The sequence below is a fragment of the Flagellimonas aequoris genome (genome assembly GCF_003584165.1).
Taxonomy (GTDB): domain Bacteria; phylum Bacteroidota; class Bacteroidia; order Flavobacteriales; family Flavobacteriaceae; genus Flagellimonas; species Flagellimonas aequoris.
Genome location: NZ_QXFJ01000028.1, coordinates 65,046 through 87,037, shown reverse-complemented (window position 1 = coordinate 87,037; position 21,992 = coordinate 65,046). Strand labels below are relative to the sequence as shown.

The following is a 21,992-nucleotide window of genomic DNA, read 5'->3' as shown; positions in this document are numbered from 1 at the left end:
TGTATGTTGTACCCCACAACTACCTTACTGTTTGATAACTTAACCTGACAAGGCATGAAAAGACTATGCTTGTACCCCATCGGGCTGCTGATGTTCCTTCTTCTGTTGAACGCATGTAGCCCTGGGGAGACACCGCCCCAAGAGGACGACCCAAAAGAACAGGACTCCATTCCATTAGATATCTCACTGGAACAGATGTCACTGCAGGATCTGAATGACGAACCTGTTCGTACGGCGATTTCCCGCTTGTCATCAATGGGCGGGACAACGACTTCCAAAAACATGGGTTCCGATCTTTATGGTTTTACCGTGGACACTTCCATGGTAAAGGTCATTACGCACGATGATGTGACATCCTATACTTTTCCGATAAAAAGGGACCGCAACGATGGCAGTTTCTTCGAGAACCTGGTGCTACAGCGGAATCCATCGGGCAACCTGCAGGCTTTTCTGGTCAGGTACCACCTAAAGGATGGTATCCGTGCCCTTGCCGAACACGGCTCCTTTTCCTTTGAGGGGAGAAGGGAACTGTTCTCCTTGGACCTGGAAAGACTGGATGTTGGCATTGTTGAAAAGAACGACACTTGCTATGACGTGGTGGAATTATGGTGCCACTTTGGGGGGACCGATCACCCCGCAGGGGAGATGTGCATTTTGGAGGCACAGCTCACGGGCGACGACCGGCTCTTCTACAAGGAATCCATGGTCTGTTTGATTGGGGGATCCGGTAGCGGCATTCCCGGGGAACCTGATCTGGGAAATGGGGAGGGCGGCAACGGTGGCGGGGCCGGGTTCGAGGACCCCTATATCATCACCGCGCCCACAAATGTCTCCCTCTACGAATTTCAGCTCAAGGAATTTGCCAGTGGAAAGCTGTCCCAAGCAGAAAGGGGATATTACAATTCCGACTCCAACATCAAGAACATCGTGGACGGATACCTGATCGACAACGGGGTCACCAACCTGGCCATGTTCAAGGCCAAGAACCACCTTTCCCTGGGACACGACCTCTCCCTAACGCCCCAACAGTTCGTATGGTATTTCCAGCACAGGGACTCCGGTGAAGTCGAGGACCTGAAGCAGTACCTGCAAGATCAGTCCAACTCCGCAAAGGCAAAAGCATTTGGGAAGGAGAGCATAAGCGCATGGATGGATAACGGAGAAGTGGATTTTGAGGAAGAGATCATTTATGATGCGGAACTACTGGACTGCCAAAAAACTGTTTTAATGGCCCTTAAGAACACTCCCGAAAGCAGGATATCGGAGATTTTGAATGATTTTTCCGGGGAAGGCCCCAATTCCAGAAACTATGGTTGGAAAGTGAAGACGGGTAATTTGGGTATCGGGGAAGCTAATGCCATAACTGTAAATTTCGGTGATTTAGCAGTAACGACTATAAACAATAATCGGATGGCCAATGCCACGGACATAAAGTTGGCCGCCACCTTTATCCATGAGGCCATACATGCCTGGCTGAGCTTTCATTTTAACCAAGAAGAACCAGGGAATGTTTATGAAGAGTATGTAGAATATTATAACGCTTACATTAATAAAGAAGCAAATGCAAACAATATCGGGCATAATGCTATGGCCGATGTATTCAGAAATCGGATAAAAAATGCCATAAGGGCCTATGGTGAGAGCAAAGGATATGTCATAGACAATTTTGTATATGAGGCTCTGGCATGGGGTGGATTAACCGATATGCAGATAATACAGAATAATATAGAATCGACAATCACCCATCCAAAGTTCTTAGAATATGTTCCAAACGCCAATACACGCTCTCAAATCTTGAACATTTTAAATGCGGAGCGGCACAACCAATTGGGTTTTGGCAATGCCGTTCCAAAAGGACAGCAACCTTGTAATTAAAATTATATAAAATGAGACTTTTATTTTTATTCATAACCGTATCAGTGTTGAGATGTAGTGCTCAAAAAAGCAGTCAGGAACTTTCAAGAGAAGAATATGAAATTGTGAATGCTGTTCTTGATGATTATGGCTTGAAAAAGTTTTTGCTCGACGATGAAGACTACCACTATGACCTATCATTAAGTTTCAAGGTATATATTCATTGGTATATCAAGTATTTGGAAACTGGAAAAAGTGGTCCACCAACAAGTAAGGATATACAATGGATTTTGAACAGTAATGATATTAGTTTTATCTCTGTGAACCTCGAATATGATACTGTTAGGATAAAATGGGACAAGTACAAATTGAATCGTCCCGAAATACTCTATGCATCTGAGCATCCGGAGTTGTTAAATTCCACTGACGTGCCAAGATTGGGTCTAATCCATATTTCAAAACCCTATTTAAATAGGAAAAAAAATAAGGCTGTTATTTTTATTGTCAGGGATGCTGGTTATTTAATTTTAGTTGAGAAAATAGATGACAAGTGGCAACTCTGTGGTAAAATCGAATATATGTCTTCATAAAGTGAATTGCGCATCCAAAGTTCTTAGAATATGTTCCAAACTCAAATACACGATCACAAATCCTGAACATTTTAAACGCAGAACGGCACAACCAATTGGGTTTTGGCAACGCCGTGCCACAAGGACAACAGGCATGTAATTAAAACTATTAAAAAATGAGATTTATATTTTCCTTGTTTGCAATAACTTTTTTGTGTTGCAAAGCTCCAAAGAGCAATAACACAATTACCAATGAGGAATATGAAATTGTTAACGAGGTACTAAATACAGTTCGCTCAAAACAATTTATATTCATTGATGACAATTATAATTATAACATCGATTTTGCCTTAGGAGCTTATAAAAATTGGCAGCAAAAGCACAAATTGGGAAAGATAACACCTATGGCAAGTGAGGATATTGAATGGATATTGGACCATGATGAAATCGAGTTCATTTCCAAAATGATAAAATCAGATACCATAAAAACAAATTGGGATAGAGCACGAATTAAAAACCCAAATTTAGTTTATGCTTCTGATCGTCCTGATTTGGTAAAGTCAACTGACTTGCCTAGGCCCTCTAAGGTCCATTTGTCTAAACCCTATCTAAATAAGGACAAAACCAAAGCAATCATCATCAGAATCATCGAAGGGCACGGATATTTGATTTTGGCTAAAAAGGTCGATGGTAAGTGGCAGCTCTGTGGTGAAATCGAGTATATGGTTTCATAGCAAATAAGATTTAATTTTTCATTAGCCATAGCCGTTAGGGTTTGTCGGATATAATCCATAAAAAACGTGCAACTTTCTTGATTTTTATCAATTATTCAACACATATGAACACTTCAACCAAATAAAGGGAGTTTCATCTAAAAGCTTGTTGGGCAAAATGCCTCTTGCCGTACATTTGGAGGACCATAGCATAAGTAGGTTAAGTTCATGGTAAGATTTGGGGAAAGAAGGCGGAGAACACTCCGCCTTCTTTATGTTTGACTACCAACGATTTATCCATTTTATCGACGAACTGCACGTTTTATTTTTCCCCAGAAATTCAAAAATTTATCCCAAAACCTTTGTTATTTTACACAATACCAGTATTTTAGTCTCGCCATAGCATAAGTAGGTTAAGTTTATGGTAAGATTTGGGACGAAAAGGGCGGGGGCTTCCTCGCCCTTTTCTATTTTATAAACTTTGTGCAATAAAAAAAGCCGTGCACTAGGTACACGGCTCTTCATTTTTAAGAAGTATCCCTTATTTGGCAGCCTTATAATTCTCGGCCACTTTATCCCAATTGATTACATTGTAAAAAGAGGAAATATAGTCGGGTCTTCTGTTCTGATAGTTCAAATAGTAGGCATGTTCCCAAACATCCAAGCCCAAAATGGGTTGTCCGCCACAGCCTACACCTGGCATAATGGGATTATCTTGGTTGGGAGTGGAGCAGATGTCCAATTTACCTCCTGGGTGAACACACAACCAAGCCCATCCCGAACCAAATCGGGTAGCGGCCGCGGCTGAAAATTTTTCTTTGAATGCATCAAAGGAACCAAAGGCCGCATCAATGGCGCTGGCCAATTCTCCCGTAGGGGCACCTCCTCCATTTGGGGACATGATTTCCCAGAAAAGCGAGTGGTTGTAAAATCCTCCTCCATTGTTCCTAACGGCCATATTGGTCATATCCAAGTTCGTAAGAATATCCTCGATGGACTTTCCATCCAAATCGGTGTCCTTAATGGCATTGTTCAAATTGGTGGTGTAGCCGTTGTGGTGCTTGGTGTGGTGGATTTCCATGGTCCTAGCATCTATATTCGGTTCCAATGCATCGTATGCATACGGTAATTTAGGTAATTCAAAAGCCATAATAATTCTGTTTTTTGTGTTATTACTAATTATGGTAAAAATACGGGTTTTAACAAACATATTCCGCTAAAACCATGTTAACTTGAGGTCGCTAATCCTTATTTTGCGGGAAAAATGGCTTTGGAAGGTTCCAACTTTAAAATATACAGTGCTTCTGCAGGTTCGGGCAAGACCTATGCCCTTACCAAGGAATACCTAAAACTGTTGTTGGCCCACGATTTTCCCTTGAAGTTCAGACAGATTTTGGCCATTACCTTCACCAACAAGGCCGTGAATGAAATGAAAACGCGGATCTTGGATAATCTTCAGGGGTTTGGATTAGAAAAAGTGCCCAAAAAACAGGAGTCACTGTTCCAAGAGCTATGCCAAGAACTGACCCTGAGCGCGGAACAATTAAGAACCCGCTCCAAGCTTATCCTTAAAAGGATTTTGCACAACTATTCCTTTTTTGAAATATCCACCATAGACAAGTTCAACCATAAGATCATCAAGACGTTTGCGCGTGACCTACATCTTTCTCAAAATTTTGAAGTGGAACTGGACCTTGACCTCCTTTTGGAAGAAGCTGTGGGCCGACTATTGGAACGCGCAGGAAGTGATGAAGAATTAACAGAGGTGTTGATTGCTTTTTCCCTAGAAAAAATAGATGATGACAAAAGTTGGGACATCACACGGGATCTCATCGAAATGGGAAAACTGCTTTTTCAGGAAAACCATGCCGAACATGTGGAGCCTTTAAAATCGAAATCCATCGGTGATTTTCAGGATATCCAAAAGAATATTTCCATCCAAATGGAAAAAATAGGATCGATCATAAAGGACAAGGCCGAAGCCGCCCTCCTCGAAATGGAAAACCAAGGTTTTGATTTTGCTGACTTTCCAAGGCAAACCCTCCCAAACCATTTTAAAAAAATGGTCGAGGGTGAATTGAGCCCCAGAGTATTGTACACCAGCAAAACGCTGGAACCTAGTTTGGTTGAAGGCAACATTTTGAAGGCCAATGATAAACGGGATGCGTCATCGCTGGCCAGCACTTTGCTGCAGGCCTACTTGACAATCAAGGAAGCCATTTATCGGCATAGCTACTTGAAAAATATCTATGGCAACATCGTGCCCATGACGGTACTGAACGAAATCGCCAAAGAGATCAAGAACATTGAACTCGACAAGGACATTATCCCCATTTCATCCCTGAACGCCATCCTCTCCAAAGAAATCAAGGACCAGCCTGTTCCGTTCATTTATGAACGAATGGGCGAAAAATACCGCCATTACTTTATCGATGAGTTTCAGGATACCTCAAAAATGCAATGGGACAATTTGGCTCCCCTGATCGGCAATGCCTTGGAAAGTGAAAATGAGAGACATGAGCATGGCTCCCTGTTTTTGGTGGGTGATGTGAAACAGGCCATTTACCGCTGGCGGGGTGGCAAGGCCGAACAGTTTTTGGATCTTATGAACGGAAAATCGCATCCTTTTGTAGTAGAGCCCAGCATCCATTCATTAGGCACCAACTGGCGTAGTCATGATGAAATTGTGGGCTTCAATAATGCTTTTTTCACCACCGTATCCCCTGTACTCGAAAATGAAGATTATAGAGACTTGTTTTTAAAGGATTCCCATCAAAAGACCAACAACAATCCTGGCGGTTATGTGCAGTTGACCTTTTTGGACAAGGATACCGAAGAAAAAGATCAGGTGTATTGCAACGCTGTACGGGAAACCATCCAGCAAATACTCTCTGAAGGGTATTCCTATTGGGATATCTGCATCTTGGTGCGTGATAATAAAAATGGCATGCTCTTGGCCGATTTTTTAGCAAGGAACGACATTCCGATTATTTCTTCAGACGCCCTCCTGCTGGCCCACAACGACAAGGTGGGATTTTTGATCGCCATCCTCAGGATATGCGAAAATGCCAACGACCGTGAAGCCGCTTATCAAATATTGATGTATCTGTCCCAGGGCGAAAAGGACATTCATGGGTTCATTTCAACAAACATGGACCAAATGGAACGCTTTCTTGCCCAAGAATATGGGTTCCTTATCTCAAAATTAAGGGGACAATCCGTGTTTACCTTGCTGGAAAAAGCCATTGCCGAATTCAATCTAGGTAAGGATTCCATTGCCCATATCACCTTTTTGATGGATGAGGTACTGGATGTGGAAAAACGCGAAGGTCCAAGTATACATGCCTTTCTTAAATATTGGGAAGTAAAAAAATCATCCCTTTCCATAGCAGCACCGGATGACGTGAATGCCGTTCGGATCATGACCGTACATAAGGCCAAGGGACTCGAGTTTCCTTTTGTCATCTTTCCTTTTGCCAACGCTCTTCTGGATGACAAAAGAAAGAAAAAGAAGGCTTGGGTGCCAGCGACACCAACGGAATCTGATTTGGGTTTGAAGGAGTTCCTTATCAATATGAACAAGGATATGGAGGCTTTCAATGAGGTCACATCCGATATCTATATGGACGAAGCCCAAAAATCAGTGCTGGATGCCATGAACGTGCTTTATGTGGCCCTTACAAGGCCCATAAAAGGCCTTTTCATTTTCACCGAAACGGGGAAAGATGTGGGTTCCGTTCAAGAATCCCTTTCCTATTCCGATCTTTTTCAGGAATACCTTAAAAGTAAAGGCCTATATCAAGAAGCCCAGCTTACCTACAGTTTTGGGTCATTCCCCAAAAACTTGGAAAGTCAACCCCATCCCGAAGCGGATGAAAACCATATCACCTATATCACCAGACCAAAAGGGGATACTGGGTTTATTATTTCCACCAAATCGGGAAGATTGTGGGACGATGAACGCATTGAGGCGATTGAAATGGGGAACGTTATCCATTTTGCACTGAGCCAGATCAAATATGCAGAGGAAGTTCCCCAAGTGATTGAAAATCTTCAATTCAATGGATATTTCTCCAAAGACGCAGCAAAGGATATGGAGGATAAACTTTTGGAAGTGGTCAACCATCCACAACTGAAGGACTTTTTTAGGGAAGACCTGCAGATACTGAACGAACAGGAAATCCTTACGACATTAGGTATTTCTCTGCGACCGGACAGAATTGTGATCGCGGGAAACCAAGTCACCATCTTGGATTACAAGACCGGGAAGCCATCACCATCACACAAAGAACAGATCATGCAGTACGCCGATGTGCTAAAAGAAATGGATTATGAAATCAAACATGCCATTATTGTTTATATTGACCAAAAAATAGAACCTGTATTCGTTTAATTGATACAACCATGTACGGAAAAATAAAAGAACACTTGGCCAATGAGCTGGAAGCCATAAAAGAAGCCGGCCTTTTTAAAAAAGAACGCATCATCACCTCTCCCCAAGGGGCAGTTATCAAAATCTCCACGGGGCAGGAAGTCATTAATTTTTGTGCCAACAATTATTTAGGGCTATCCTCCCATCCCGAAGTGATCCAAGCAGCCAAAGATATTATGGACACCCATGGCTTTGGCATGTCGTCGGTCCGGTTCATATGTGGCACCCAGGACATCCATAAAGAACTGGAGCAAAAAATCGCTGATTTCTATGGTACCGAGGATACCATATTATATGCTGCCGCCTTCGATGCCAATGGAGGAGTCTTCGAACCCTTATTGACCGAAGAGGATGCCATCATCTCGGATTCCTTGAACCATGCCTCGATCATTGACGGGGTTAGGCTCTGCAAGGCCAAACGGTATCGCTACGCCAATAGTGACATGGCCGATTTGGAGGCGCAACTCAAACAAAGTGAAAAAGACGGCGCCCGTTTCAAGATTATCGTAACCGATGGGGTCTTCTCCATGGATGGACTTGTGGCCCCTTTGGATAAAATCTGTGACCTTGCCGATAAATACGATGCCATGGTCATGATCGACGAGTGCCATGCTGCAGGGTTTATTGGTGAAACCGGACGCGGCACCTTGGAGGAAAAAGGTGTTATGGGCCGTATCGATATTATCACGGGAACACTAGGAAAAGCCTTGGGAGGTGCCATGGGAGGTTATACCACCGGGAAAAAGGAAATCATAGAAATACTGCGCCAACGCTCGCGCCCCTATCTGTTCTCAAATTCCCTGGCGCCGGCCATTGTGGGTGCATCCATCAAGGTTTTTGAAATGTTGGACAAGGACACTACGCTTCGGGACAAACTGCAGAGCAATACGGAATACTTCAAAAAAGGAATGAAAGAAGCCGGTTTCGACATTATTGATGGGGATTCTGCCATTGTTCCGGTGATGCTCTATGATGCCAAGCTATCCCAAAAAATGGCCGATATGCTATTGGATGAAGGCATTTATGTGATCGGATTCTTCTATCCTGTAGTACCAAAGGGCAAGGCCAGGATACGGGTACAGTTGTCCGCGGCCCACGAAAAGGAACATTTGGATCATGCAATAAATGCATTCATCAAAGTAGGAAAATCGTTAAAAATCGTCTAAAATCGTTGAAATGCAGCAAAACTGCTGGTAAATGAGTCAAAAAAAAAGAAATTTAGATTTTGTTAATAAGTCTTAACAACTTACATTTGCTGCTGATAAACACTTAAACTTAAAATTTTGAGCATGAAACATCTTAGCAAATTATTGGTTGTTGCCTTAGTTTTTGTAGGGGTTAACAGCATACAAGCGCAAGACGAGAATAACCCATGGCAAGTAAGCATTGGGGTTAATGCGATAGACGCTTATCCTACCAACGATAGCAACAATCCATATTCAAGCAGTACATTGTTCGATGAGTACTTCAATGTATCTGACCACTGGAACATCTTGCCTTCTGTTTCTTACGTTGGCGTTTCCAAGTATATTGGTGATGGTTTCTCTGTAGGTGCAAGAGGTTCTTTGAACAGAATCGAAAAAATTGGAGATATGTCTGTTGATGACCTTTCGCACTATGCTATCGATGGTACAATCAAATACAATATCCTTAAAAATACAACTATCGATCCTTTCGTAGAAGTGGGCGGTGGTTATACTTGGATCGATGAAATTGGTGCTGGAACCGTAAACGGAGGTGTCGGTGTTAACTTTTGGTTTTCCGAAAATGTTGGTCTGACTCTTCAAACACAATACAAGCATGCTTTTGAAGATTATCTTGTACGTCACTTCCAACATATGGCTGGTATCAGCATCAAGTTCGGTGGTACCGATACTGATGGTGATGGTATTTACGACAAAGATGATGCTTGCCCAGAAGTTGCTGGTTTGGAAGCTTTCAATGGTTGTCCTGATTCTGACGGTGACGGTATCGAAGATTCTAAAGATAGCTGCCCTAACGCTGCTGGTCCAAAAGAATTGAACGGTTGTCCTGATTCTGACGGTGATGGTATCGCTGATAAAGACGATGCTTGTCCAAGCACTCCAGGTCTTGCTTCTCTAGCTGGATGTCCTGATGCTGACGGTGACGGTGTTGCCGATAAAGATGACGCTTGTCCAAACGAAGCTGGTCCTGCTGCCAACAAAGGATGCCCATGGCCAGATTCTGATGGTGACGGTGTTCTTGACAAAGACGATCAATGTCCAGAGGTTGCCGGTACTGTTGCTAACAACGGTTGTCCAGAAGTAACCGAAGAAGTTCAAAAACAATTGAACGATTACGCTAGAACTATCTTGTTCGATACTGGTAAATCTTCCATCAAAGCAGAATCTACTTCTGTAATGGTTGACATCATCCAAATCTTGAACGAGTATCCTAACGCCAAGTTCACTGTAGAAGGACACACTGATAGCCAAGGTAGTGATGCTACTAACCAAGCACTATCTGAAAAGAGAGCTAACTCTGTTAGGGACTTCTTGATCGACAAAGGAATTTCTGCTAGCAGATTGACTGCCATTGGTTACGGTGAATCCAAGCCAATCGCTACCAACAACACAAGAGCTGGTAGAGCACAAAACAGACGAGTTGAAATCAACTTGGTGAAATAATAAAGGAAAGCAAAAGTTTTCTTTGAAAAGGCCCTGCAAATGCAGGGCCTTTTTTATTTTTAATACATGCACGAAACCTTTCTAGAATATGTTCTGGATGACCTGGAAAAAAAGCAATTGCCTATTGCTTCATGCACCTTTGTGCTACCCAGTAAACGTTCCGGGACCTTTTTAAAAAGACATATTTCCCAAAGGCTCGAACAAAATATCTTTTGTCCACAGATCCTGTCCATCCAGGATTTTATTGGGGACATTTCAGGTTTAAACCAGGCAACCAATATAGATTTGCTCTTGTTACTTTTTGATGTCTACAAAAATTCAGGCATTAAACAGCATGATGATTTTTCCTCTTTCATCAAATGGGGGCAGACCTTGCTATTGGATTTTAATGATATTGACGGGTATTTGATCCCCGCAAAGGATATCCTCAATTATCTCTCCGCAATCAAGGAACTCAACCATTGGTCCCTTAAAAAGGAAAAAACCGAAATCATTGAAAACTACCTTCAACTCTGGGGTAGTTTGGAGCGAATATACCAGGAGTTCACCTCAACTTTGCTGGAACAGAAAAGGGCCTACCAAGGTTTGGTTCAGCGAGTGGCCGTGGAAAAATTGGACAAAAGCCATGTGGCCCATCCCGAACATCCTGTAATTTTTGTGGGATTCAATGCCCTAAACAATGCTGAGGCAACTATCATTCAGCATTACCTAGAGCATGGCAACACATATGTCTATTGGGACATCGACTCCTATTTCCTGAACGACCCTGTACACGATGCAGGACTGTTCATCAGAAATTACCAACGGGAATGGCCCTATTATATCCATCAATCTAAAATTGAGCCCCAAAACAGTTTTCTTACTGAAAAGCACATTGAGATAACCGGGGTCCCGAAAAGCATCTCCCAAACGAAATACGTAGGTCAGCTCTTGCAACGAATGGATTCTGAAAAAGGCGTAGACCTGCAAAACACCGCAGTGATCCTTGCAGATGAAACTTTGTTGGACCCCATGTTGAAAGCCGTTCCCAAAGACATTGACCATGTGAACATCACTATGGGTCTCCCTTTGAATAAAACTGTGCTATACTCCTTCTTTTTAACCTTTTTAGAAGTCAACATTGGTGTTTCGGATAGAGGGTGGTTCTATAAAAATGTGTTGGAGTTGTTGGCCAATCCTTATTTGTTGACCATCTCTTCCGCCCAAAAAATCGATTTTGCCAGATTGATGGCCAAGGATATCAAAGAAGGGAATTGGTTGTATGTTACGGAGAGAACGCTCACCAAATATGAAGGTGTAGAGGAAACGCTCTCCATTCTTTTCCCAAAAAAAAGCATCAACCCAAAACAATGGATCCACAATAGTTTACAACTGATCCAGAAATTGAAGGATATCTATCAGGCCCAACAAAACTCCCTAGAGCTGGAATACCTGTACCGGTTCTATTCCCTGTTCAATCAATTGGACCAATACCTGGATGGTGTGGATTTTGTGTCAGAACTGAAATCGGTCAAAAACCTGTTCAAGCAATTGGCATCAATGGAAACCTTGGATTTTATCGGGGAACCCTTGACAGGTCTTCAGATCATGGGGATGTTGGAGAGCCGAAACCTAGACTTTAAAACCGTCATCATCACTTCGGTTAATGAGGGAATCCTACCTTCGGGCAAGTCCAACAATTCCTTTATTCCGTTTGATGTAAAGCGGGACTACAGCCTCCCTACCTATAAAGAAAAGGACGCTATCTATACCTATCACTTTTACAGGCTCATACAGCGGGCCAAAAACGTTTATATTATCTACAATACCGAACCCGATGTACTTGAGGGAGGAGAAAAAAGCAGACTTATCACACAATTGTTGACCGATGAAAATCTAAAGCCCTACATTCACCATACCATTTCATCCCCGCAGGTGAAAATTGACCCCAGACCACCTGTGGAACTATTTAAACAAGGTGCATTGCTGGAGGACATCAAGGCGTTTGCCCTAAATGGGTTTTCCCCTACTTCTTTGACCAATTACATCAAAAATCCCATTGATTTCTACACTAGGAATATTTTGAAAATCAATGACTTGGAAGAAGTGGAGGAGAACATTGCAGCCAATACGTTCGGCACCATAGTCCACGACAGTTTGGAGCAATTGTACACGCCTTTGGTCGGAACGCTATTGACCAAGGACAATATTTCCGCCTTAAAGCCGAAGGTTTCAGCCATTGTTGAACAGCAATTTCAGGGAACCCTAGCAGGAGTTGACATTAAAAAAGGGAAGTACCTTTTGGTGTACAATGTCATCGTGAAGTATCTCACCAACTTTATCGAGTTGGAACTGGAAGAGGTGAAAAAGCACCAAATAAAGTTGTTGGCCTTGGAGCAGAAATACGTGGAAAAGCTAAACATTCCTTCCTTGGATTTTCCCATCACCTTGAAAGGTACTTTGGACCGCGTGGATGAAGTGGATGGAACTCTACGCATCATCGACTACAAAACCGGCAAGGTAGAGCCGAAAAACGTGAAAATCACGGATTGGGAAGAACTCATCACCAATTATGACAAAAGCAAGGCCTTCCAATTGCTTTGTTATGCCTACCTGTATGCCAAAAAACATCCCGTTCAGCAGATGAAGGCAGGCATTTATTCCTTTAAAAGTTTGAGTCAAGGATTGTTCTCCTTCACCGAAGACAAAAATCCAATTATTGATCAGCAGACCCTTTCAACTTTCGAAAGGTACTTGAATCGTCTTATCTGCGAAATCTGTGCTGTTGAAATTCCCCTGACCGAAAAAACGGATTGATTATTTCAAATCGGGGCGAGTAGGACGTACCTCAATTTTGCTGGGCAAGGTCCGTGGGTGCATCAACAACAAGTCCACCACCAATTGTCCAATATCCTCTGGTTGTATTTTCCAAGCATCTTGATCCGAGGGTACATGATCGTTAAAATGGGTGGCCACGGAACCTGGCATTATGGTGGTTACCTTGATGTTGTACTTTCTAAGATCCAACATGGCAGCCTGGGTAAAACCTACTACCCCAAACTTGGTAGCGTTGTACCCGGCGGCGGTTGCAAAAAAGTTGGTGCCCGCCAAACTGGCCAAGGTCATATAATACCCTTCAGACTCTTTGAGTGCCTCCACAGACGCTTTCAAGGTGTGGAAGACCCCATTTAAGTTGGTGTCGATCATTTGGTGCCAGTCCTTATCTGACATTTCATCAATTGGGGCAAAATGTCCAACCCCAGCATTGGCCATGACCACATCCAATCGTCCCCATTTCTCCAATACGGCTTTTACCGCCTTCACTTCATCTTCCAACTTGGATACATCGGAGACCAATCCCAAAACATTATCATTGTTGAAGTTTTTTAAAGCTTCTTCTACGCTTTTGGGACTTCTCCCACTAATGGCCACTTTCATGCCTTGCTCCAAAAGGCTTTCCGCGATTCCATATCCTATTCCTTTTGTGCCCCCGGTAATGTAGGCCACTTTTCCAAGTAAACTCATGATAATGTATTTTGAAGTAAAGTTTAAAAAAGAGAAGGGCAAAAACAAAAAAACCATCCTAAAGGATGGTTAATGTTTAGTGGAGAATACCGGATTCGAACCGGTGGCCTCTTGCATGCCATGCAAGCGCTCTAGCCAACTGAGCTAATCCCCCAAAGAGAGCGCAAAGGAAATACTTTTTCTGAAAGTATCAAAATTTACGGCCCTTCCTTAATCTTTTTTAACGCTCAACACCAATACGGGCACCGGCACATAAAATTCCGACTTCAGAATGGTGTTCTTCTCCCAAAGCTTTTTGAAGAACCCACGTTTTCTTCTAAAAACACACAGCATATCCGGATGCTCTTCATGGTAAAACTCGGTCACTCCCAAATAAGTGGTAGCATTTTCGGTAATGGTCAGTTTCTTGCTCAAATCCAAAAGGGCGGTGTTGACCTTTAGGTCATCCTCGGAATACCCCGGTCTTTTCACCAACAAAAGGCTTACCTCCGACTTAAACTTGTTCTTGATGGTCACTAACGGACTCAGAATACTGCTCCTTTTCAAAATACCGGATCCAAAGGCGGTCATTATCTTTTTGATCGGCTTAAAAGTGGTCCCTTTGGGCACGATCAAGGTTGGGATGTCGGTCTGTTTGATGATTCGTCCCGAAGTATTTCCCAAATACAGTTCTTCTTGGATATCATTGCTTCTTGGCGCGATAATGATCAGATCGATACCAAGTTCTTTGTTAATATCGTTCAGACCATCCACAATATCTCCATTATAGGTGGCAATCTTAATCTCCACATGCTTCGTGTCCACTTGGTCGATCACCTCCTTCAAATGCTCCTTACCGCTTTTGGCCACTTTTTCTTCCACATTCGCCAAGCTCCCCACTGCTGTGGTAACCGAAAATACATCCATCACATAAATCTTGGCACCAAAATTTGTGGCAAAATCAACGGCATATTGCAATGTTTTTGAAGAATCCGGGGAAGTCCCGATCGGTACAAGAATGTTGTTCATGGTTTGGCGATTATGATTAAACCTTAAATTTACAATTAAATTGAAACGAATCAATGATACGACGCGCAAAGATATCTGAAATACCCGATATCTTATCCATTACCCGATTATGTGCCCTAAAAATGGAGCAAAACGGCATTTATCAGTGGAACGAGCATTATCCTTCCAAAGCAGCTTTTCTTAAAGATGTGGAACGGGAAGAACTGTATGTCATCGAGGAAAATGGTTCCGTATTGGGCACCATTGTGGTTTCCACTTTTATGGACGAGGAATACCGACCCATCCAATGGCTCACCCCAAATGGCAACAGCACCTACATCCATCGTCTTTCCGTGCACCCCGAGCATCAAGGTAAAGGCTTGGCACAACAACTGATGGATTTTGCAGAAGATTATTCCAAAAAGAATCATTTTGTCTCCGTACGCTTGGACACCTTTTCACAGAACCAGCGAAACCAGCTATTCTATGAGCAAAGGGGCTATCAAAAGTTGGGGGACATCTTCTTTCCCAAACAAAGCGAACATCCCTTTCATTGTTACGAATTGGTGCTGTAACTTGCCAACGATTTGAGCACACAGGTAAATTTTAAGACCATCAACCAATTGGCAATCCCGGCCACCATATCGGGCATTGCGGAGCCGATTCTTTCCATTACGGATACGGCCATTGTGGGCAATATCCCAACGGATAGTCTGGAGTCGTTGGCCGCGGCGGGTATTGTGGGTTCGTTTTTGTCGATGCTGATTTGGGTCTTGGGACAGACCCGTAGTTCCATTTCCGCCATCATATCTCAATATTTGGGGGCAGGAAGGTTGGAAGAAGTAAAACATCTTCCCGCTCAGGCCATTTTCTTCAACATTTTGTTGAGCGTGGTGGTGTTGGTCTCCACGGTTTTTGTCATCGAGGAAATCTTTACACTCTTTAATGCTGCTGGAAAAATATTGAATTACTGTGTCTCTTATTATTCCATTCGGGTTTGGGGATTTCCGTTGACGCTTTTCACTTTTGCCATATTTGGCATTTTTCGAGGCCTGCAGAATACCTTTTATCCCATGGTCATAGCCATTATTGGGGCGGTCTTGAACATTGGCCTCGATTTTCTTTTGGTCTATGGAGTGGAAGGATGGATTCCTGCCATGTATCTGGAAGGTGCTGCATGGGCCAGTTTGATCTCCCAAGCCATTATGGCCCTTTTGGCCTTTGCCCTATTGATGAAAAAAACCGAAATCAGCATGAAGTTGGTCTTCCCGCTCAATAAAGAACTGAAACGGGTCGTTTTTATGAGCCTCAATCTTTTTGTCCGTGCCATTGCTCTTAACGTAGCTTTGATCCTGGCCGTTCGCGAAGCCACCGCCCTGGGTGATCGTTTCATCGGGGCACACACGATTGCCATCAACCTATGGTTGTTCGCAGCATTTTTTATTGATGGTTTTGCAGCTGCCGGAAACAGTATGGGCGGAAAACTTTTGGGAGCAGGCGATTACGATGGGCTTTGGAAATTGGCCAAAAAAATTGTGTTGTATGGCATGATAGTCAGTTTCATTTTGATGATGGGCGGATTCCTCTTCTACCACCCAATTGGTCATCTTTTTTCCAACGACACCTTGGTGCTTGATACCTTTTACGGCATATTCTATATCGTGATTTTTGGATTGCCCATGAACACTCTGGCTTTTGTGTTTGATGGACTTTTCAAGGGATTGGGAGAAATGAAATATTTACGGAATGTGTTGCTCACTGCAACCTTTTTGGGATTTGTGCCCTGTCTCTATCTCGGTAAATTTTTGGGGTGGGGTTTTTATGCTATTTGGGTAGCCTTTGTCATTTGGATGTTAATTCGGGGGTTTGCTTTACTTTGGAAATTTGATAGAAAATTCAGGCCCTTGGTTCAAAACCCGTAATTTAGCAGCGTCAAAGGTCAGACATCAGATTCAAGACAGCTGATAATTGTTTATTGCTCATTGTAAATTGTTCATTGAAACATGTCCACAGATAGAGTCAACGGAAGTTTATACACCAAAATAGAAAACGGAATCGCCACCGTGGAGTTTGGCCATCCTGCCAGTAATTCCTTTGTTTCTGAATTGTTGGACCGATTGACCAAAGAGTTTGATAGGCTTGCGGTTAACAGCGAGGTGTCCATTATTGTCCTAAAATCCGAAGGTGATCGCGCCTTTTGTGCTGGGGCATCCTTTGATGAACTCGTAGCCATTTCCAATCTTGAGGAAGGCAAACAATTTTTTAGTGGATTTGCCAATGTCATCAATGCCATGCGTAACTGTCCTAAGCCCATCATCGGGCGGGTACAGGGCAAGACCGTTGGCGGAGGGGTCGGTTTGGCAGCGGCCTGCGATTATGTACACGCCACTGTGGAAGCCGCCATCAAATTATCGGAGATCTCCATTGGAATCGGGCCGTTTGTGATTGCCCCGGCCGTAGAGCGAAAAATGGGCAAGGCTGCGTTGGCCGAGCTCTCCTTATATCCCACGGAGTGGAAAAATGCGTATTGGGCCAAGGAAAAGGGACTATATGCCAAAGTTTATGACTCCATATCGGAAATGGACAAGGAGTTGGACATCCATCTTCAAAAATTGGCCACTTACAATCCCGAAGCCCTATCAGAAATGAAGAGGGTACTTTGGGAAGGAACCGAACATTGGGACAAGCTCCTTTTGGAGCGCGCCGAGGCTTCCGGAAAATTGGCGCTGTCACCAAACACTAAAAAAGCATTGGAAAAGTTTAAAAAATAAATATAGAAAAATGAGAAGTATCTTCCCCCTATTGGTCGTGGTCCTAGTTGTGGTCTATGTAGTCAATAAAATACGCAACGACAGAAAGTTCAAAAGATAGATGAAGGATATTACCTTGCCGGAAGGCAAAAAGGTCTATTTCGCAAGTGATAATCACCTCGGGGCACCCACCCGAAAGGACAGTCTGCCGCGGGAAAAAAAGTTCGTGGCTTGGCTGGATTCCATCAAGCATGATGCACATGCCATTTTTTTGATGGGCGACCTCTTCGACTTTTGGTTTGAATACAGGACCGTTGTCCCCAAAGGGTTCACACGTACCTTGGGCAAATTGGCGGAGCTTTCGGATATGGGTATCCAAATTACCTATTTTGTGGGCAACCATGATCTATGGATGAACGGTTATTTTGAGGAAGAGTTCAACATTCCCGTATACCACAAACCACAACAGTTTTTGATCAACAATACTTCCTTCTTCATTGGACATGGAGATGGACTAGGTCCACATGACAAAGGGTTCAAACGGATGAAAAAGGTGTTCACCAATCCAGTGGCCAAATGGTTTTTCAGGTGGCTGCACCCTGATTGGGGTGTTCGTTTGGGGCAACATCTATCCGTGAACAACAAGATCATTTCCGGGGAGGCCGATGCCACTTTTTTGGGCGAGGACAAAGAATGGCTCATCCTGTATGCCAAACGAAAACTGGAACAGCAACATTACGATCACTTCATTTTCGGACACAGGCACCTTCCGTTAGAGATCCAACTCAATGAAAAATCTACCTATACCAACTTAGGCGATTGGATTTCCTATTTTACCTATGCCATTTTTGATGGAAAAAAATTGACTTTGCAGAAATTGGAAGCTTAATCCTTTTCGTGCTCGTCAATATCCTTTTGAAGATCCAACCTTCTAAATGTAGGCGAAATGATGGCGGTGGTACCCACTGTTAAAATGGTCATGCATCCTCCAAACACCACTGCGGTAACGGTACCCAATAATTTTGCGGCTAAACCACTTTCAAAAGCCCCCAACTCATTGGAAGAACCCACGAACATTGAGTTTACCGAAGCTACCCTTCCCCTCATATTGTCAGGTGTCTTCAATTGTAGGATGGTCTGGCGGATAATCATGGAAACCCCATCCACCGCTCCACTGAGGAACAACGCTACAACGGAAAGCCAGAACAATTCGGAAACCCCGAATACGATGATACAAATTCCAAAAGCAAATACGGCCAGCAACAATTTTTTTCCAGCATTTTTATGTAGTGGAAAACGCGTGGAACCCAACATGGTGAGAGATGCTCCAATGGCCGGAGCGGCCCTTAAAATGCCAAATCCTTCAGAACCTACGTGTAAAATATCTTGGGCATAAACAGGCAATAGCGCCACGGCCCCACCAAAAAGTACTGCAATCATATCCAAGGTCAGTGCGCCAAAAATGGCCTTGCTGCCGAACACGAATTTGAGACCGTCCTTCAAGCTTTGAAAAACAGGTTCCCCGATCTTAGGGTTCAAAATGGGTTTTTTTGGTATTTGAAAAAGAAAGAGTAGCGCCATCAAAGAAAATCCGAAAATGACACACATGCTCCAATGCACCCCAATCCAACTGATGGAGAAACCGGCCAATGCAGGACCCAATACCGAGGCCAATTGCCAAGTGGAACTACTCCACGTGGCTGCGTTGGGATATATTTTTTTGGGAACGATCAAAGCGATCAAGGAGAATATCGTGGGACCTAAAAACGAACGCACCAATCCCCCCAAAAATACCAAGGCATAAATGGAATAGAGGATTTTTTTCGGTGCCCAAGATTCCTGTAATCCTGGCCAACTCAACACAAACAATCCCAGACTTATCACGGAAAATCCTGCGATACAAGTCACCAAAAGGTTGCGCTTTTCCCGTTGATCCACGATGTGACCAGCAAACAAGGCCATTCCCACAGCGGGAATCACCTCCATCAGTCCGATGATACCCAAGGAAAGGGGATCTTTGGTCAAGGAATATACTTGCCACTCGATTACGATAAACTGCATGGACCACGCAAATACCATGGCAAAACGAACCAATAAAAAAATGTTGAACTCCCTATATCGGAGCGCGGCGTATGGATCCATAAATGTCTAGCGAATGTCTCTTAGTTTCAGTTGAAGGCTCACCGTTCCGTTCCATTCATTTTCATCAAGCGAAAATACGGCATCGAAAGGTTTTACACTCTTCACTAGACCCATTTTATTTCCAAGATTGAACCCAATGGCACCAATCGGTGTTGACCCATTCTGATAGAGGGCACATTTTAAATGTTTTTCGTCTTCCCCAACTCCACGTGCGTAACCAGAATCCTTTAGTCCCTCGGCCATAAAAATCGGGGTCATGTTCCCAGGACCGAATGGCGCGAACTGTTTTAGGATGCGCATCAATTTAGGTGAAATTTGGTCCATCTCTATCTTGGCATCGATGCTGATTTCGGGTTGCAACAATTGTGGGTCGATGGAGTCTGCCACTACTTTTTCAAACTGTTGCTTGAAGGTTTCATATTGTTCCTCAAGCAGGGTCAGTCCAGCCGCATACATATGCCCCCCAAACTGTTCCAAACAATCGGAGCACTCTTCCAAGGCGTTGTAGATATCAAATCCTTTTACGGATCGCGCCGAAGCGGCCAGTTTATCGCCACTTTTGGTAAAGACCAAAGTAGGTCGGTAATAGGTTTCGGTGAGTCGGGACGCTACAATTCCAATGACACCTTTATGCCAGTTTTCGTTATAGACCACAGAAGTAAAGCGCTCTTCTTCCTGGTTATTCTGAATCTGTAATAGGGCTTCTTCGGTAATTTCCTTGTCCAAACTTTTGCGCTCCACATTGAAGGACTCAATTTCCTGGGCATATTTTTGCGCAGTGGCCAAATCGGTTTCTTTCAATAAGTTCACGGCATGTTGACCGTGTTTCATCCTTCCTGCGGCATTGATCCTTGGTGCCAGGATAAAAACCACATCGGTAATGGTCAGTTCTTTTTTATTCACCTGATCCAAGATGGCCTTAAAACCAATCCTAGGTGATGCATTGATGACCTGCAATCCAAAGTAGGCCAACACACGGTTTTCACCCGTTATGGGAACTATATCCGCAGCAATGGCCGTGGCCACCAAATCCAAAAGCGGGACCAGTTGTTCTATGGTGATTCCCTTGGATACACCCAAGGCCTGTATCAATTTAAACCCAACCCCGCAACCGCAAAGCTCTTTGTACGGATAGGAACATGCCTCTTGTTTGGGGTCCAAAATGGCAACGGCATCAGGCAAAATGTCTCCCGGTCTATGGTGGTCACAAATGATGACATCAATACCTTTTTCCTTGGCATATTGTACTTTTTCCACCGCCTTTACGCCACAGTCCAAGGCAATGACCAAGGAAATATCGTTATCCTCGGCAAAATCGATTCCTTGGAAAGAAATTCCATACCCTTCCGAGTAACGATCGGGAATATAGGTGGCCACATTGGGGTAAAACTCCATCAGAAAGGAAGACATCAACGCTACGGAAGTGGTGCCATCCACATCGTAATCGCCATAGACCAAAATGTTCTCCTCATTTTCCATGGCCTGCTCAATGCGAACAACCGCTTTGTCCATGTCCTTCATCAAAAAAGGATCATGCAAATCGGCAAGCTCAGGACGGAAAAAGGCCTTGGCCTCTTCATAATTGGTAATGCCTCTTTGCAAAAGCAACTGTGCTATCAGCTTTTCAACTTTGAGTTCCTGGGAAAGATTGTCAATATCTTCCTGGGTAGGTTTCGGTTTCAGGGTCCAACGCATGGTTTTTGTATTAGCTTATGACAGATTTGGGTGATTCTTCTTGCATTTCAAACCTTTTCATCAGCGAAAAAGTGATGCAGATATGGGCGAGGTAATAGGTTGGCGTAATCAAAAAATCGAAGGTGTGGTAATCCATAAATTCCTTAAAGGAAATGATGGTATCGGAAAATAAAATCATGATAATCCCAAAGATATAGCTCCACTTAACCACTCCGTTTGCCCCCATACCAACCGATGCTCCAAGTGAAAAACAGGAAATCAACAAATAAATCAAAGAGGCAACCATTAATACCATATCGGTAAAGGTCGGGTACAGCATCACAAAAAAGAATATGAGATACGCTGCCAGTACCACTCCCGTGAATGCCCATTTGATCCTTCCATTCATAAGGGCGTAGGCCAGATAGCCTACATGGGCCAGAAAGAACAATGCAATCCCTTTTACGAACATCATGCTGTCCCCGTTCATGTTGGAGAGAAGCCAATCCCCGATAATGGAAAACAGGAATGCCGCAATAATCATCCAAATGTCCTTGAACATTTTGCCTTTTTGGAACTGAAGCATCATTAAAATGATGATGCCCATTCCTGCCGTGCCGGATTTATAAAGAAAGTTGGAGGTAGTAACCCCTAATATGGCCAATATGCATGAAACCAACAACAACCCATAAACCCAATTTTTTCTTAGCCACATTTTG

The 21,992-nt window shown here is 43.5% G+C and carries 17 protein-coding genes and 1 tRNA gene; 11 read left to right on the top strand and 7 right to left on the bottom strand.

The annotated features are described in order from the left end of the window. The first annotated feature begins 54 nt into the window (after positions 1-54). The 3 genes from D2U88_RS12865 to D2U88_RS12855 all read left to right on the top strand — a co-directional run bounded on the left by D2U88_RS12865 (position 55) and on the right by D2U88_RS12855 (position 3,157). Positions 55-1,875: a hypothetical protein gene (locus D2U88_RS12865; RefSeq protein WP_119640974.1), complete on the top strand. Its 1,821-nt coding sequence runs from the start codon at positions 55-57 to the stop codon at positions 1,873-1,875. 11 nt (positions 1,876-1,886) lie between these two features. Next, positions 1,887-2,444 (top strand): hypothetical protein, encoded by a 558-nt coding sequence (locus tag D2U88_RS12860; RefSeq protein WP_147378587.1) that lies wholly within the window; start codon positions 1,887-1,889, stop codon positions 2,442-2,444. A 155-nt stretch (positions 2,445-2,599) separates the two neighbouring features. Continuing rightward, a complete protein-coding gene (locus D2U88_RS12855; protein WP_119640972.1) occupies positions 2,600-3,157 on the top strand; it encodes a hypothetical protein in 558 nt (185 codons plus the stop codon). A 520-nt stretch (positions 3,158-3,677) separates the two neighbouring features. Here the strand turns inward: D2U88_RS12855 and D2U88_RS12850 are convergent. Beyond that, complete coding sequence (locus tag D2U88_RS12850; protein WP_119640980.1) at positions 3,678-4,286, bottom strand: superoxide dismutase; 609 nt, start codon at positions 4,284-4,286, stop codon at positions 3,678-3,680. A 114-nt stretch (positions 4,287-4,400) separates the two neighbouring features. On the opposite strand from D2U88_RS12850, the gene D2U88_RS12845 reads away from it, so the two are divergent. From D2U88_RS12845 to D2U88_RS12830, 4 genes are all read left to right on the top strand, one after another. Then, entirely contained in the window at positions 4,401-7,529 is a 3,129-nt protein-coding gene (locus D2U88_RS12845; RefSeq protein WP_119640971.1) for a UvrD-helicase domain-containing protein, read from the top strand. Between the two features lie 11 nt (positions 7,530-7,540). Then, positions 7,541-8,734 carry a glycine C-acetyltransferase gene (gene kbl / locus D2U88_RS12840; protein WP_119640970.1) on the top strand — a complete coding sequence of 398 codons (1,194 nt, stop codon included), beginning with the start codon at positions 7,541-7,543 and terminating at the stop codon, positions 8,732-8,734. A 123-nt stretch (positions 8,735-8,857) separates the two neighbouring features. Continuing rightward, positions 8,858-10,216: an OmpA family protein gene (locus D2U88_RS12835; protein WP_119640969.1), complete on the top strand. Its 1,359-nt coding sequence runs from the start codon at positions 8,858-8,860 to the stop codon at positions 10,214-10,216. 66 nt (positions 10,217-10,282) lie between these two features. Continuing rightward, positions 10,283-13,012: a PD-(D/E)XK nuclease family protein gene (locus D2U88_RS12830; protein WP_119640968.1), complete on the top strand. Its 2,730-nt coding sequence runs from the start codon at positions 10,283-10,285 to the stop codon at positions 13,010-13,012. Here D2U88_RS12830 and D2U88_RS12825 read toward each other — a convergent pair whose 3' ends face one another. The 3 genes from D2U88_RS12825 to D2U88_RS12815 all read right to left on the bottom strand — a co-directional run bounded on the left by D2U88_RS12825 (position 13,013) and on the right by D2U88_RS12815 (position 14,728). Next, positions 13,013-13,720 carry an SDR family oxidoreductase gene (locus tag D2U88_RS12825; protein ID WP_119640979.1) on the bottom strand — a complete coding sequence of 236 codons (708 nt, stop codon included), beginning with the start codon at positions 13,718-13,720 and terminating at the stop codon, positions 13,013-13,015. It abuts the gene before it with no gap. Positions 13,721-13,800: 80 nt separating this feature from the next. Continuing rightward, positions 13,801-13,874, bottom strand: a tRNA-Ala gene (locus tag D2U88_RS12820). Positions 13,875-13,930: 56 nt separating this feature from the next. Then, entirely contained in the window at positions 13,931-14,728 is a 798-nt protein-coding gene (locus D2U88_RS12815; protein WP_119640967.1) for a universal stress protein, read from the bottom strand. A 53-nt stretch (positions 14,729-14,781) separates the two neighbouring features. On the opposite strand from D2U88_RS12815, the gene D2U88_RS12810 reads away from it, so the two are divergent. The 4 genes from D2U88_RS12810 to D2U88_RS12795 all read left to right on the top strand — a co-directional run bounded on the left by D2U88_RS12810 (position 14,782) and on the right by D2U88_RS12795 (position 18,346). Continuing rightward, positions 14,782-15,282: a GNAT family N-acetyltransferase gene (locus D2U88_RS12810; RefSeq protein WP_119640966.1), complete on the top strand. Its 501-nt coding sequence runs from the start codon at positions 14,782-14,784 to the stop codon at positions 15,280-15,282. 12 nt (positions 15,283-15,294) lie between these two features. Then, positions 15,295-16,629, top strand: coding sequence for an MATE family efflux transporter (locus D2U88_RS12805; protein WP_119640965.1), 1,335 nt, complete (start codon positions 15,295-15,297; stop codon positions 16,627-16,629). An 81-nt stretch (positions 16,630-16,710) separates the two neighbouring features. Continuing rightward, the gene (locus D2U88_RS12800) at positions 16,711-17,478 is read left to right on the top strand and encodes an enoyl-CoA hydratase/isomerase family protein (protein WP_119640964.1); all 768 of its coding nucleotides are present in this window, start codon (positions 16,711-16,713) and stop codon (positions 17,476-17,478) included. 100 nt (positions 17,479-17,578) lie between these two features. After that, entirely contained in the window at positions 17,579-18,346 is a 768-nt protein-coding gene (locus D2U88_RS12795; RefSeq protein WP_119640963.1) for a UDP-2,3-diacylglucosamine diphosphatase, read from the top strand. Here D2U88_RS12795 and D2U88_RS12790 read toward each other — a convergent pair. The 3 genes from D2U88_RS12790 to D2U88_RS12780 are packed head-to-tail and all read right to left on the bottom strand — an operon-like array spanning position 18,343 to position 21,988. Beyond that, on the bottom strand, positions 18,343-19,599 hold the full coding sequence (locus D2U88_RS12790; protein ID WP_119640962.1) for an MFS transporter: 1,257 nt from the start codon (positions 19,597-19,599) through the stop codon (positions 18,343-18,345). The genes D2U88_RS12795 and D2U88_RS12790 overlap by 4 nt on opposite strands. A gap of 6 nt (positions 19,600-19,605) precedes the next feature. Beyond that, positions 19,606-21,294 carry a single-stranded-DNA-specific exonuclease RecJ gene (gene recJ / locus D2U88_RS12785; RefSeq protein WP_119640961.1) on the bottom strand — a complete coding sequence of 563 codons (1,689 nt, stop codon included), beginning with the start codon at positions 21,292-21,294 and terminating at the stop codon, positions 19,606-19,608. Positions 21,295-21,304: 10 nt separating this feature from the next. Then, a complete protein-coding gene (locus D2U88_RS12780) occupies positions 21,305-21,988 on the bottom strand; it encodes a lysoplasmalogenase (protein ID WP_119640960.1) in 684 nt (227 codons plus the stop codon). Positions 21,989-21,992: the final 4 nt, after the last annotated feature.